The 14147-nt window shown below is 26.9% G+C and carries 13 protein-coding genes, 1 other RNA gene and 1 riboswitch; all 14 genes read right to left on the reverse strand.

What is annotated here, in order from left to right:
* Nucleotides 1-64: 64 nt before the first annotated feature.
* Nucleotides 65-167: riboswitch (THF riboswitch) on the reverse strand.
* Nucleotides 168-294: 127 nt separating this feature from the next.
* Complete coding sequence (locus OXH55_RS14250; RefSeq protein WP_268050689.1) at nucleotides 295-582, reverse strand: hypothetical protein; 288 nt, start codon at nucleotides 580-582, stop codon at nucleotides 295-297.
* Nucleotides 583-629: 47 nt separating this feature from the next.
* Entirely contained in the window at nucleotides 630-854 is a 225-nt protein-coding gene (locus tag OXH55_RS14255) for a DUF1653 domain-containing protein (RefSeq protein WP_268050690.1), read from the reverse strand.
* Nucleotides 855-978: 124 nt separating this feature from the next.
* The gene (locus tag OXH55_RS14260) at nucleotides 979-1785 is read right to left on the reverse strand and encodes a Na-translocating system protein MpsC family protein (protein WP_268050691.1); all 807 of its coding nucleotides are present in this window, start codon (nucleotides 1783-1785) and stop codon (nucleotides 979-981) included.
* 254 nt (nucleotides 1786-2039) lie between these two features.
* Nucleotides 2040-2603 (reverse strand): HD-GYP domain-containing protein, encoded by a 564-nt coding sequence (locus OXH55_RS14265; RefSeq protein WP_268050692.1) that lies wholly within the window; start codon nucleotides 2601-2603, stop codon nucleotides 2040-2042.
* A 349-nt stretch (nucleotides 2604-2952) separates the two neighbouring features.
* Entirely contained in the window at nucleotides 2953-5001 is a 2049-nt protein-coding gene (locus OXH55_RS14270) for a response regulator (protein WP_268050693.1), read from the reverse strand.
* Between the two features lie 127 nt (nucleotides 5002-5128).
* Nucleotides 5129-5863 carry an MEDS domain-containing protein gene (locus OXH55_RS14275; RefSeq protein WP_268050694.1) on the reverse strand — a complete coding sequence of 245 codons (735 nt, stop codon included), beginning with the start codon at nucleotides 5861-5863 and terminating at the stop codon, nucleotides 5129-5131.
* A gap of 426 nt (nucleotides 5864-6289) precedes the next feature.
* An RNA gene (gene rnpB / locus OXH55_RS14280) (RNase P RNA component class A) lies at nucleotides 6290-6634 on the reverse strand.
* A gap of 39 nt (nucleotides 6635-6673) precedes the next feature.
* Nucleotides 6674-7390: a zinc ribbon domain-containing protein gene (locus OXH55_RS14285; RefSeq protein ID WP_268050695.1), complete on the reverse strand. Its 717-nt coding sequence runs from the start codon at nucleotides 7388-7390 to the stop codon at nucleotides 6674-6676.
* 115 nt (nucleotides 7391-7505) lie between these two features.
* Nucleotides 7506-8321 (reverse strand): Nif3-like dinuclear metal center hexameric protein, encoded by an 816-nt coding sequence (locus tag OXH55_RS14290; RefSeq protein ID WP_268050696.1) that lies wholly within the window; start codon nucleotides 8319-8321, stop codon nucleotides 7506-7508.
* A complete protein-coding gene (locus tag OXH55_RS14295; RefSeq protein ID WP_268050697.1) occupies nucleotides 8312-9001 on the reverse strand; it encodes a tRNA (adenine(22)-N(1))-methyltransferase in 690 nt (229 codons plus the stop codon). The genes OXH55_RS14290 and OXH55_RS14295 overlap by 10 nt, the downstream gene beginning before the upstream one ends.
* 10 nt (nucleotides 9002-9011) lie before the next feature.
* A complete protein-coding gene (locus OXH55_RS14300) occupies nucleotides 9012-9899 on the reverse strand; it encodes a PH domain-containing protein (RefSeq protein WP_268050698.1) in 888 nt (295 codons plus the stop codon).
* Nucleotides 9900-9969: 70 nt separating this feature from the next.
* Complete coding sequence (rpoD, locus tag OXH55_RS14305) at nucleotides 9970-11085, reverse strand: RNA polymerase sigma factor RpoD (protein ID WP_268050700.1); 1116 nt, start codon at nucleotides 11083-11085, stop codon at nucleotides 9970-9972.
* A 4-nt stretch (nucleotides 11086-11089) separates the two neighbouring features.
* A complete protein-coding gene (gene dnaG / locus OXH55_RS14310) occupies nucleotides 11090-12868 on the reverse strand; it encodes a DNA primase (protein ID WP_268050702.1) in 1779 nt (592 codons plus the stop codon).
* A 199-nt stretch (nucleotides 12869-13067) separates the two neighbouring features.
* A complete protein-coding gene (locus tag OXH55_RS14315) occupies nucleotides 13068-14096 on the reverse strand; it encodes a deoxyguanosinetriphosphate triphosphohydrolase (protein ID WP_268050703.1) in 1029 nt (342 codons plus the stop codon).
* Nucleotides 14097-14147: the final 51 nt, after the last annotated feature.

Raw genomic sequence — 14147 nt, forward strand, 5'->3', positions numbered from 1 at the left:
TAATTCTCCCTCCTTTCTTAACTTGCAATACGCCAAAAAGAGGGTAATACATTTATACCTTTATGGCAGCGGAATGCGGTATATGTATCGCAAATGAATGTTCATTTTTCGTCTAATAGACAACTTCCCGTTCTACTAGCACTTAACGCACAAATGCCTACTCTGCCTTTAATTGCAAAATTTATTTTGATTTATATTTTACTTGATAATTTTATTTATTACAAGTAATTATTTTACTATTCCATATTATATTTCTTACTTTTTTCTCTTAGTAGGTGTAAAAATCTCTTGTGGCTATATAAATCTTTTTCTACCTACATACGTGATAATCATCAATAAAGCAATTGCTATAGTCAATATAGTATTATATTTGGCATATACTCCCCAAAAACTTAAACAAGCAAAAAATAATATTGCAATTCCCATTAAAATAGTGGTTATCTTCTCCCATTGTATTAAACCTTTGATATTCCTCACTTTTATAGATGCATATTTTTTCTTTGTAAACTTCTCCATATTTAAAGCTAAAATAATTTCAACAATACCTAGTACTATTAGTAAAATCTTAAATGCTGTACTCATTCCTTTATCTCCCCCTACCATCAAAACACAATATTTTTATTTAAAATTTAATCACTAATTTCCTCAAACCTGTTAACTAATTTACCGTTTACTTCTTTTTTACCTAAGAACATACTTAAAGGTCTTACCCATATGCCCCTTTCACCATATAAAGCCTTATATACAACCATTTTCTCAAGGGTTTCAGAATGTTTTGCTACATGTAACACTAAATACTCTTTTCCTTTAAAATGCTTATATTTTTTTCCTAACTTAATTTGTCTTTCAATCATTTTAATATCCCTCCCAAAATATTGTTTAAGTTTATTGTAATCATATCTAATACCTAATATATAAATATACCTACTACTATTTTTCATAGTAATAGGTATCTATTATCTAAAATTCTAAATCTAGTTATAAATAATTTAATTTAAATGTTTCATCAAATTTAATTTCAAAAACAATTTGTTCCATGTTTTCTAATACATTTATATTAATCTTACTAATTATAATTTCTGTTTTTATGATTGCTTTAACTAGATTTACCAATTGATTATGTATCTGTTTATAAAATAATTTTCTATAATATTCAACTAGTATTAAATTATTTTTGTCATCAAGTAAAACTTTTTCCATAGGAGTCAATACATCATATATCCTAACTTCAATTACACTTCCACCACAAAACACCTGAACATCTCTTGGACCTTTTCCTGTTGACTGTTTTATAAAAGAAGGCACTTTTACTTTTATTTCATCTTCAATTTTTTTCTTTTCTTCTTTACTTAGTTTTAAAATTTCATATAATTTATTCTTATCTTTTTTTCGCTTAATTACTTTAAAGAGAACATTTTGTAAAGATTCTAACATTTCTTCTTGTTCTATGGGTTTTAATACATACTTGTCAATACCTATATCTACACTTTTTAAAATATAATCCATATCTTCAACTTCGGTATTTATGATAATACCACATTCTTGATCAAAATCTCTTATCTTTTTTATCATACCAATTCCGTCTAAAATAGGCATTCTTAAATCAGTTATAACAATATCAGGTCTGTATTTTCTAAACAATTCAAAACCTTCTTGTCCATCTTTTGCTATAAATAACTTTCCAACCACTTTTTTTAATATCTTTTTAGTAACAATTCTCGTTATTTCTTCATCTTCAACATACAGTACCTTAATATTATTTATTATTCGTCCAACGTTCTCCATATTTTAGTAAACACCTCATTAAATATATTGTAAAAGATACTATAAAATTCACTTAATTTTTTATTTTTTTGATGAATTGTTGTATTATAATATAACAATTCCAAGTTAATTTTATCAGATTTAAGTATAATATTCAAATATTATGTAATTAATAAAAGCATACAATGCTTTTTCATCATATGCTTTTCATTAACACCACTTATATTCTTTTTTAAATTTATAATTTAAAAGTATTCTTATAGGCATAAGTATTATTATAAATCCTTATCCATAATTTTCATAAACACATGGAATATATAGGGATCATATGTATCTCTTTCATTCTCTATAATTTCCAGAGCTTTCTCTTTTGTATAAGCTTTTCTATAACATCTATTTGATATTAAAGCATCATAAACATCTACAATATGGATAATGCGAGATGTTATTGGAATTTTATTTCCAACTACTCCATAGTATCCACTACCATCGAAATTTTCATGATGAAATTTCACAATATTGCAAAAATCATTTGAGAATTTATATTTTGTTAATATATTAGAACCATATTTTGCATGATTTTTGACTAGTTCATATTCTTGCTGTGTTAATCTCCCTTTTTTATTAAGTACATGTTGGGGTATTTTACATTTTCCAATATCATGGTTTAATGCTGCTAAAACCAAATAATTAATTTGCTTGGAAGTATAATTCATCTGCTGTGCAAGCTGTTTTGCGTAAATTGCCACTCTTTTACTATGTAAAACTGTTTCTAAATTTAGACTTTCATTTTTTATAACTTTAAAATCATTCTTCAATGAAAATCTTAATTCACTCATCTATTTAAACACCTTCTTTCTTTGTAAATATATAGCTAAACAAAAAAGCCAACATAATCAATTTAACTGCTCATTTATCATAATAAAGCAATTAAAAACTAATTATGCTGGCTTACATCTAGCAGAATAGGCTTCTATTCTCTATCCATCGTACCAGTACATTATTTACTTTTTATACATTATAATTTAACATTGAATCTTTTCATATTGATATACCTTTAGCAAAATAAATACTTATTCTCTATTGATTTTATCAATACATTAAAACGATAATTTTAAACTCAAACCAAATCAATTTTACACTATAATGTTAATTAGTTCAATTTTTACTTACCATTATATTTTGCTATTATTGGCATTTATGTTCATATTCTGTAAGTTTTTCTTTAAATATCTGTATATTTTTATTTATTTTGTCAATCAATTCATATATAGCTTTTATATCTCCGCAAATTGCTTTTCCTTTAATTTCTCTTAAAATATTATTTATTTTAATTAATTTAAAATTTGATATTGCTCCTTTTAATTTATGTATTATATTTTTTAACTCTTCTATATTTCCATTTTGTGAAAGATAAATAATTTTATTCATTTCCTCCTTTGAAAACATATCAACTATTTTCTGTCCTAAATCAATTATTAATTCAGTATTTCCATCTAAGATTTTTTCTAACCTTTCAAATCCCTCATCAAACTCACCTTTATTTAAACACTTCACTTCTTTTGTGGAAATATTACTATGTAATTTTAACTGCTTTATTACCATAGAATATAATTTATCTCCATCTACTGGTTTCGGCAAATAATCATCCATCCCCAATTGAATAAATTTTTCTTTATCTTGTACCAATGCGTGTGCTGTTAAGGCTATAATAGGAATATCTCCCCACTCTTTATTCCTCTTAATTATTTTTGCAGCTTCTAATCCATCCATTACTGGCATAGAAATATCCATTAATATTAAATCATAACTATCCTTTTCCAAAGCCTGTATTGCTTCTTTACCATTTTTAACTATGTTTTTTGACCAACCATTTATTTGTATTAATTCACTAATTACCATCTGATTTACTAAATTATCTTCAGCTACTAGTATTTTTATATTATTACATTCCTTTTGTTTTACCTGTGAAACTTTATCTTTGCATTTATTTTCACTTTTTTCTGATACTTCATTTTTTTCTATTTTGTCATCTAATACTTCAAAAGGTAATTGAAAAATAACCTTATTTTCAAAATTATTATTATTTATGTTAAGATGTCCTCCCATAGTTTTTAGCAACTTTTTTGCAATTGCAAAACCATGTGATATTTCACTATATTTAGTATCCTGTAATTGTGGTTTATTAGATACTTTAACAATATTGTTGATATTTTGTTCATTAAATTCTTTACCTTTATATGTTATGTCAAATTTTAATTTAATTAATGTATTTGCTTTATGATATATGTTCTTATTTTTTGTTATATGTACTTTAATTTTATTCTTATCAGCAAGATTTAAGACATTACTAATAAAACTTATAATAATTTGCTGAAGTCTTAATTCATCTCCAATTATCCACTCAGCAATATTATTGTCAATTTCATATTCAAGCTTGATTTTCTTCTGATTTTCATTAACCGAAAACATATTCCTTAATCTTTCCATCAAATTATAGAAATCAAACGGTTTCTTAACAATTTCAAATCTACCTGTTTCTATTCTCGAAGTATCTAATACATTATCAATAGTTTTTAATAGTGAATTTGCTGACTCTTTAATTGACTTTATATATTCCCTCTGTTTTTCATCTAATTCTCCTTTTAACATAATATCCGCAAGTCCAATAATACCATTCATAGGAGTTCGCATTTCATGACTCATATTACTTAAAAATTTTGCTCTTTCTCTCTCTTCAGCCGTCATGTCTAATTTCATCTTTAACAATTGCTTCATTATGTAGATATTTTCTGTTATATTTAAAGCACATATACCTACCCCTATAATTTTATTATTTAAACTTTTAATAGGTGTAAATTCTAATCTATAATATTCAATTTTATCTTTTTTAATTAATATTTCTTCATTTGTAACAAACTTATTACCTTTTAAAGTATGTTCTATTTTTTCTTTAATTCTTGCAATTAAATTCTTCTTAAAGTTCTCTTCCTTAATGTTTTCAATAATATCTAAAAGATTCATACCTATTTTAACTTCTATTCCCATTAACTTTTTCATAAATACTCTATGCCTATTGTTAAGCATCATATATCTGTATGATCCATCTACAATACACATAGATATGCTCTGCACCTCTTCAGCCATAGTGCTTAATCCATAAGTTGCTTCTAGAAATTTTCGTCTTGAATATACATGTTCTGTTAAAGACTCCAAATCATCTTTGTTTATTTTCATATAATAAATTTCCCTCCATTGTAAAAACAAAAATACTTATATAAATAATTAAGGAGCTACTGCAGCTCCTTGTGTATCAAAATAACGTAATCAATATCATCATATAAATTCCTTTACCAATAAAAAATTAATTTATTTCTTTTAAAACTGAGTGCTTTAAAATGTGAGAATGAGTATCTAGAGATTTTTTTATTACTGTTTCATTTATAAATTCACTTTTATGTATATAATCGTAGGCATCATATATACAAATTAACGATGTGTTAGTATTCTTTAGAGCTTCACTTAAGTTTGTTTCCCAATCTAGAAAGTCTTTTTGTGAAGTAGTTTGAATAGCATAAGTTGGTTGACCAATCCATCTAATACCACTATATCTTTTCACTTCATTTTCTAAACAAATATTATTAATTTTTTCTTTTAATTGAGTTAAACCACCATGTCTATTGCTCATAATCAATTCTTTTACAGGTCTAAATTTAATATATTCAACAAGAACATCATTAATTGTCAGAAAAGCTATCAATTTATTATAGAGACTTTCTTGCATAGAAATATAAATAAGTTCATTATTATTAATACCTTCAGTTATATAGAAATACATACTAGCAAACAGATGTTGATCTCCGTAGTAATAAAAAGTTGAGTGTGTTCCAAATATATTTTTTAGATTTAATTTTGAAAAATCATTTAAGTTTTTATTGCAAAACACACATTTATATACTAAATCATCTAAAGATTGACTTAAATTAATAATTTCCTGATCAAGTAATTTATGATTTTTTTTAACTATCAAATCATTTAGCTCTATTCTATATTTTTCTATATTATCATATAATTCGCAATGATTACAGGAAAATTTCATAATATCACCTCATATAATTTCTTATTATTTTATATAATACAGATTATCTTATTTCCGACGCACTTTATTATCCCTTCCCATATATAGACGAAACAAAATACAGAAAAGTTCAAATTACTGATATAAATTTTACGACACTATTTCATATTAAATTATATCATATTAAACCTTATTATAACAAAATAACTACCCCAAAAGGTAGTATTTATAATGCATACCCAAACCTACAAGCTGAATTCTATACATAAAAATAGTAGTATTATAATATAATTAATAATTTTGATTTAAAAAAGAAATTGCTCTGAAACACTTTTAAATTGATATCTAGAAGCAATTAGTTTGGTTTGTTATGTATTTATCATCTCATATTCCTTCTTGAATCCACGCAAAAAACTCAAGGTAAAATACCTTGAGTTATCTACATTGTATGCGACTAAGTCTATAAGCCGAGTTCTGTGTTAAACGGTCATCTATCTAGGCCTATTGTTACCAATAGGCTCAAGCGATCTTACCCGGGGACGGGACGGGCAGCCCCATATGTCCCCCTATTCGATCTTGCTCCAAGTGGGGTTTACATAGCCGCAAAGTCGCCATTGCGCTGGTGAGCTCTTACCTCACCTTTCCACCCTTACCAAAGTAAACTTTGGCGGTATATCTCTGTTGCACTTTCCTTAGAGTTGCCTCCACTGGGTATTACCCAGCACCCTGCCCTATGGAGCTCGGACTTTCCTCTCCTGCAAAATTTGCAGCAGCGACCATCTGGCTTACTCGCAGATATAATAATAACATACTAATAAATAAAAATCAAATTTATTTTTGTGGTAAATAAACTATTCTTTCACAATTATCACAATAAACTACTTCTTTACTCTTATTTAATTTGCTTATTGTCATGGATGATAACCTTATTTTACACCCACTACATACACCATTCTTCACTGGGACTATTACTTTATCCTTACATTTCTTTATTGAATTATATTCTAATAATATTTCTTTTGGAATTTCATTTTTTAATATATCTATAGCCTTTTCGCCTTCCCCAACTTTTATCTTTGCTTCTCTCAACTTATTTGTAACACCTTCTTTATAGTTATCAAAACTGTTCTTTATACTAGACAATTGCTGCCTTATTTTTTCTTTTTCAGCTTTTAATGCCTCCTCTTTTTCTAAAAGTTCCATCCAGCTATCTTCCATTTCTTTTACAACTAATTTATGCTTTTTAACTTCTATTTCATATTTTTCTATTAATTTTACATTACTTCCACATTTATTATACAGTTTTTCTTCTATATTTTCTAATTCTTTCTTTTCTATATTAATTTTATTATTTATCTTTACACATTCATTTCTTATTTCTTCAATTTGTTCTTTTTTTTCTAGATATTTTATCTTTAGCGTGTTGAACTCCCTTTTCATCTTGTTTAATAAATACATATGAGTTCCATCTTTTATTATCTTATTTCCTTCACTAATCTTATTGTAATTTTCTTCTAATTGAATTAACTTCTGTAAATTATGTTTCATATAAATTCCTCCTGTTTTTTATTTATATTCTCTTAATGTGGGATTCTCATATTGTGATCTAATAAAAATTTAATTTTATATATAAAAAAATAGAAATAAGCATTAAAACTTATTTCTATTTAAATTTATAAGGGTCTTTAGTAGATTCTGATATTATAACATCATTATTAAAACCCATTTCTTTTATTCTATTTTCTAATTTTTTAGCAACAACTTTAATACATGCCCATTCTGTTCCAAAATGTCCAGCATCAATTATTCCTATTCCTTCTTCACTATAATCACTAACATAATGATAAGTTGTATCTCCAGTAAGTATACAATCTGCACCTAGCTTTTTTGCTGAATAAAAATAATCCTGCCCACTTCCATTTATTACAGCAATCTTCTTTATAGTCATAGAATCTTCACCTGCATACCTTAAATAAGGAATACCCAAAGCTGCCTTTATCTTACAACATAACTCTTTTAAAGTTATGTTTTTATCTAACTCAGCAACTCTACCTATACCACTATTATTGTCTCCAGTCTCTCTATTAGGTGAAAGATCTATAGTTTTTGAGCCTTCAAATCCTAATATATCCATAATTACGTCATTTATTCCACCTTTAACAGAATCCAAGTTTGTATGGCTTGAATATACACTTATATTGTTCCTAATCAGCTCTATTATTTTTTTACCAAAAAGAGTTTCAGTAGTTATTGAAGAAGGTTTTCTAAATAAAAGAGGGTGATGAGTCAAAATCAAATTACACTTTTTCTTTTTTGCTTCTTCAATAACCTTTAATGTACAATCTAAGGCTACTAAAATAGATGTTACCTCTTCATTGCTATCGCCCACCATAAGTCCAACATTATCATAACTTTCTTTAAACTTTATTGGTGCAAATTCTTCCATAATATTTTTTATATCCTTAACTTTTAAAGACATAATAGCAATTCCTCCAATTTTTTTATCTTATCCTCAACTTCTTCTTTTCTCTTTTTTACTGATTGAGTTTCATTACCTATATACTTTAAAATATTTGTATATTTTTCTATTTTAAATTTAATATAATCCCCTATAAGTGGATGCTTTTTTTCTATTAGTCTTTTGCTTATTTCATAATATATACTCTCCACCTTAATAGGTTTATTATTATATTTTATCTTTATTATTTCATAATATTTGTCTTCATCAAAACATAGTTCTTCATCAATTATATCATATCCTACCTCATAAATATACTGTCTTAAAATCTCCGGGTTTTGAACAGGTTGAAGTATTACAAATTTCAAACTTTGAAACACATTTTTTCTTTCTTCTATTATATCTCTTATTAAATTTCCACCCATTCCAGCAATCACTGCACCATCAACCTCAAAAGGCTTAATAGTAGTAAATCCTCCCCCTAATCTGCAGGATATCTTATCACTTAATCCTTCTCTCTTAACATTGAATTTTGCTTTTTCTACTGGTCCTTTATTTATATCTGATGCAACAGCTTTATTGCAAACGTATTTTTTAATTAAATATATAGGTAAATATGCATGATCAGTACCTATATCACATATTACTTCACAGTTGTCTACCATTTCTCCAATTACTTTTAGTCTATTACTTATATTCATCGTTTGTCTCCTATATAAATTGTAATAATGTCTTTATCTGCATTAGAAAAAATGCTGAAGATATAATAAGTGATGCGTAAATATATCTATGAGCACTCTTTTTATCATATTTTGCGTGAAAATGCGCTGCATAATACATGCAAAATAAAATTGCCATATTTAATACACCATATGTCATTTGTTTAAAAGCAAATTGTTTGCCTGTCCCCATTTTTACTGCTTCAAATTTTGCATTAAAGTTTATTGGCATTTCTGCTGGAAGCATTTGTTTTAAGTATAAAATGAACGGAGTCAGTGTAAATATTACTATAATTACACTCACTAAGATAAAAGGTAGCATAAACTCTTTTTCTTTATGTAGACTCAGCTCTTTATTTGGCTTATATTCCCAATCTAAATATTCACTTCCTTTTTTCTCTAGAAGTTTTTTAAATTCTTCAGTATTTTCTGGTGAAATAGCATAATTTACATCTTCTGTTTTTAAATATATTACTCCCTTACTACAAGTTACAAACATTCTAGTTGTTCCTATCTTGTCCACCACAAATCTTCCTAAAGCAAAATTGTTTCTTCCAATTCCTGACAATTTAACTCCATGAATTATATCTTTAGAACATTTGTACCCTTCTATACTGCTGAATGGAATTATTATCTTTTTAAGTCCCCATAATCCTACAATATATAAATTTTCATCATCTAATAAATATTTTAATGTGAAATTCAAAAACAAATAATAAATTCCATAAACATTAGCTAATATTAAAAATACTTTAATTAATGAAAGTATCACATATATATCTATTAAATTAATTAATAATAATGTACATAAATTTACTGTTATAATATAAGAAAGTATACTGTAAACTCCTTTGCCTTTTTTATTCTTATATGCTTTCATATTATCACCCTCTTTAAAGGTATTATATCATAAAAAAAGAGTAAAGTTAAACTTTACTCTTTTTTGCAATCTAATCTAGATAATCTTTTAACTTTTTACTTCTACTTGGATGTCTTAATTTTCTTAAAGCCTTCGCTTCTATCTGTCTTATTCTTTCTCTAGTTACGTTAAATTCTTTTCCAACTTCTTCTAACGTTCTAGCTCTTCCATCATCCAAACCAAATCTTAATCTTAAAACTTTTTCTTCTCTTGGTGTTAATGTATCTAGAACATTTATTAGTTGTTCTTTTAACATTGTAAATGCTGCTGCTTCTGCTGGTGCTGGAGCTTCATCATCTGGAATGAAATCTCCTAAATGACTATCTTCTTCTTCTCCAATAGGAGTTTCTAATGATACTGGTTCTTGAGCTATTTTCATAATTTCTCTTACTTTATCTACAGGCATTTCCATCATTTTTGCTATTTCTTCTGGTTGCGGCTCACGTCCTAACTCTTGAAGAAGTTGTCTTGAAACTCTAATAAGCTTATTTATTGTCTCAACCATATGAACAGGTATTCTAATAGTTCTAGCTTGATCGGCTATTGCTCTAGTTATTGCCTGTCTTATCCACCATGTAGCATAAGTACTAAACTTGTAACCCTTTCTATAATCAAATTTTTCTACTGCTTTTATAAGTCCTAAATTACCTTCTTGAATAAGATCAAGGAAAAGCATACCACGTCCTACATATCTTTTGGCAATACTTACAACCAATCTAAGGTTTGCTTCTGCTAATTTTTTCTTAGCAATCATGCTTCCCTCTTCAATTTTTTGAGCTAATTCAATTTCTTGTTCTGATGATAAAAGAGGTACTTTACCTATTTCTTTTAAGTACATTCTTACAGGGTCATCTATAGATATACCTTCTGGTATACTTAAATCTAATTCTTCTTCTTCTTCAGCCTCTTGTTCTTCTTTCATATCCCCAATTACTTCAATATCCATAGATTCAAGAACTGCATATACTTTTTCTATCTGCTCTGGACTTAATTCCACATTTTCTAATTCATCCATTATTTCTTGGTATGTTAAACTACCTTTTTTCTTACCTTTATCAATGAGACTTTTTATTATTCTCATTTTTTCATTATTGTCTTTCATGCTCTTTTTCTTATTAGGCTCTTTCTTTTTGTTTTTCTCTGGCATTTGATTACCTCCTTTCGTTATTGTTCATTTGCATTATATCTGCTTGAATTTTTTGGAGTTGTTTTACAAGCTTTAAGGATTCTTCAAAAAAACCTTTTGCTTCATAGTGTTTAATTTTCTTCATAATTTCTTTTTTCGACTCCTCTAGCTTAAATTTTTTAATTTCTCTAATATAGTCATTTATAAGTTCTTTATAATCATCATCGATAAATTCAATTTGTTGAACTTTAATCCATTCTTTAGAACTTTCTACATCATCACATTTAGCCTCTATGTGCTTTTCTATATTTTCTATATTATTTTCTATGCTTTCACCAATTAAGCTAAATATTTTTTTATGACTATCTAGTATAAAATCTTCTTTATTAAAATTTTCAATAATATATCTATAACTATCCATATCTTGCAACATAATTTTAAGCAAGTTTCTTTCAGCCTTCATATATGCAGGCTCTAAGTATAATTTTTGTCCAAAATCATTCTCAGTATACGTGTGCTGTGATTTTTTTACATTTTTTTGATTTTTTGTGGTTAGGGAATCATAAATTGCTTGTTCGTTTATGCCTGTTTCTTCTGATAACTTCCTTATATAGAGATCCATTTCTACAGGATCCAACTCCGAAATTATTTCACAAGCTTTATTGATGTACTTCATAACCATTTCTCTATTTTTTAAATCAAGGCCATATTTTGCCATTTTTATTCTATAATCAATAAAAGGTAATGAATTATTTATAAGCTTCATAAAAGCTTCTTTACCATTATTTCTAATAAATTCATCAGGATCTTTTCCTTGCGGAACTGTTAGTACTCTTAGGTCAAATCCCTGTTTCCTTAATATTTTTAATCCTCGTATTGTTGCACTTCTTCCTGCTAAATCTGCATCATAAGATATGATTATTTTATCAGCATATCTTTTCAATAATTTTGCCTGCTCAGATGTAAGTGCTGTACCTAATGAGGCCACAACATTAGTTATCCCATATTGATGTAAAGATATACAATCCATGTAACCTTCTACAATAATTATTGTTCTATCTTTTAAATTTTTTATAGAAAAATTTAATCCATAAAGATTTGTTCCCTTCTTAAATATCTCTGTTTCAGGTGAATTTAAATATTTAGGCTTTGAATTATCTAATACTCTTCCTCCAAACCCTATTACTTTACCTTTATAATCAAAAACAGGAAATATAACTCTATCCCTAAATCTATCGTATAAAGAATTATTTTTTCCTCTAACTATCAATCCTGCGTTTAACAAGTCAAGTTCAGAGTATCCTTTTGCTTTTAAATAATTCATAAGATTATGCCATCCTTTAGGAGCATATCCTAATCCAAACTTTCTTATTGTATTATTTAAAATTCCTCTGAGTGTAAAATATTCAATAACTTTTTTCTCATTTTGGAGTTTCTTAAAATAATATCTAGCTGCTTCTACATTAACTTTAAACAGCTTTTCATTTTTATCTCTCTGTTCCTTATTTGTTCCTTGAATATTTAGTTCTATATTAGCCTTTTCTGCAAGATACTTTACACCTTCAATAAAAGACATATTTTTAGTCTTCATAACAAAAGTTATTACATTACCTGCTTCACCACATCCAAAACATTTATATATCTGCTTATCCTGAGAAACGCTAAAAGAAGGTGTCTTCTCATTATGAAATGGACAAATTCCTACAAAATTTCTTCCAACTCTTTTGAGTTTAACACTTTCAGAGATAACATCAACTATATCATTTTGTTCTTTAATTTTTTGAATTAATTCTTCACTTATCAATAAAGCATTCCCACCTACTACTTATTAATTTTTGAAGCAACTTTATATATATTCGACAAAAAAACAGATTATCCTTCTATGTTTTTTTACTTTTTTCTCTCTCTATATATATTCTTTATAAAATACAAATTTCCTTCAATTTTTTTTATTTTATGTACACATATATTTTTCCATATCTTTGTAAAAATTATTCATGGATTTAATATATTACAACTTTAGGAACATACAGTTCATTAAACAAAAATAAGCAATAATCATCGCTCATACCAGATATATAATCTGTAACCCCAGTATACAGTCCTTCTTTTTCTACAATATCACAATAAAATTTGGGCATCTTTTTAGGATTTTCTAAAAAATACCTATAAACTTGTTCTAAAACAAATTTAGCCTTTTTTCTTTCTTTCTTTAGTATTTCACCTTTATAAATATTATCAAACATAAAGTTTCTCAGTTGTGATAAATTACTTTCACCACTTTTGCTTAAAGCTACTACTATATTTCTATTTCCTATATTATGAAGAGTAGTATAAATACAATCTTGCACAAGGGTATCTATTCTTTTACCATGAGTGTCCCCTAATTGTTCTAAAAATTCTTTAGGTATTTCTTGTTGATTCAATAAACCAGCTCTTATAGAATCATCTATATCATGATTAACATATGCAATTTTATCACTATATCTTACAACTTGCCCTTCTAAAGTAAAAGGTTTTTTAGAATCTTTTGAAAAGCCACTGTGATGTAATATACCATCTAAAACCTCATTAGTCAAATTTAGGTCTTTTCCCTCCCTTTCAATTTTGGTAAGAATTCTCACACTATTTTCATTATGTTTAAATCCATTAGGTGCTAGCTTATCTAAAACTTCTTCCCCATTATGAGCAAATGGAACATGACCAATATCGTGTCCTAGAGCTATTGCTTCAATTAAATCTTCATTAAGTCCTATACCTTTACCTATAGTTTTTGCAATTTGTGCTACTTCTAGAGTATGTGTAAGTCTAGTTCTATAGTGATCTCCCCAAGTCTTTATATATACTTGTGTCTTATGTTTAAGTCTTCTAAATGATTTGCTGTGAATTATTCTATCCCTATCAAGCATAAAATCTGTTTTTATTTCATCTTTCTTTTCAAAATATTTTCTGCCTTTAGTTTTTGAAGAATAAGTAGCATAAGGAATTAGTATCTTTTTTTCATTTTCTTCTATTTTATTTCGAATATTCATTTAGAAGCTCCTTTCCAATGTAGTACTACTTTTGTTTTCATAATTATTATT

Source organism: Clostridium ganghwense (genome assembly GCF_026735165.1).
Lineage (GTDB): Bacteria > Bacillota > Clostridia > Clostridiales > Clostridiaceae > Clostridium_H > Clostridium_H ganghwense.

Bases quoted from the DNA above. Each gene is read 5' to 3' on its own strand.
- OXH55_RS14315 (WP_268050703.1), bottom strand. From the start codon at position 14,096: ATGAATATTCGAAATAAAATAGAAGAAAATGAAAAAAAGATACTAATT.
- OXH55_RS14250 (WP_268050689.1), bottom strand. From the start codon at position 582: ATGAGTACAGCATTTAAGATTTTACTAATAGTACTAGGTATTGTTGAA.
- OXH55_RS14285 (WP_268050695.1), bottom strand. From the start codon at position 7,390: ATGAAACATAATTTACAGAAGTTAATTCAATTAGAAGAAAATTACAAT.
- OXH55_RS14275 (WP_268050694.1), bottom strand. From the start codon at position 5,863: ATGAAATTTTCCTGTAATCATTGCGAATTATATGATAATATAGAAAAA.
- OXH55_RS14290 (WP_268050696.1), bottom strand. From the start codon at position 8,321: ATGTCTTTAAAAGTTAAGGATATAAAAAATATTATGGAAGAATTTGCA.
- OXH55_RS14255 (WP_268050690.1), bottom strand. From the start codon at position 854: ATGATTGAAAGACAAATTAAGTTAGGAAAAAAATATAAGCATTTTAAA.
- OXH55_RS14260 (WP_268050691.1), bottom strand. From the start codon at position 1,785: ATGGAGAACGTTGGACGAATAATAAATAATATTAAGGTACTGTATGTT.
- OXH55_RS14295 (WP_268050697.1), bottom strand. From the start codon at position 9,001: ATGAATATAAGTAATAGACTAAAAGTAATTGGAGAAATGGTAGACAAC.
- OXH55_RS14265 (WP_268050692.1), bottom strand. From the start codon at position 2,603: ATGAGTGAATTAAGATTTTCATTGAAGAATGATTTTAAAGTTATAAAA.
- OXH55_RS14270 (WP_268050693.1), bottom strand. From the start codon at position 5,001: ATGAAAATAAACAAAGATGATTTGGAGTCTTTAACAGAACATGTATAT.
- rpoD (WP_268050700.1), bottom strand. From the start codon at position 11,085: ATGCCAGAGAAAAACAAAAAGAAAGAGCCTAATAAGAAAAAGAGCATG.
- OXH55_RS14300 (WP_268050698.1), bottom strand. From the start codon at position 9,899: ATGAAAGCATATAAGAATAAAAAAGGCAAAGGAGTTTACAGTATACTT.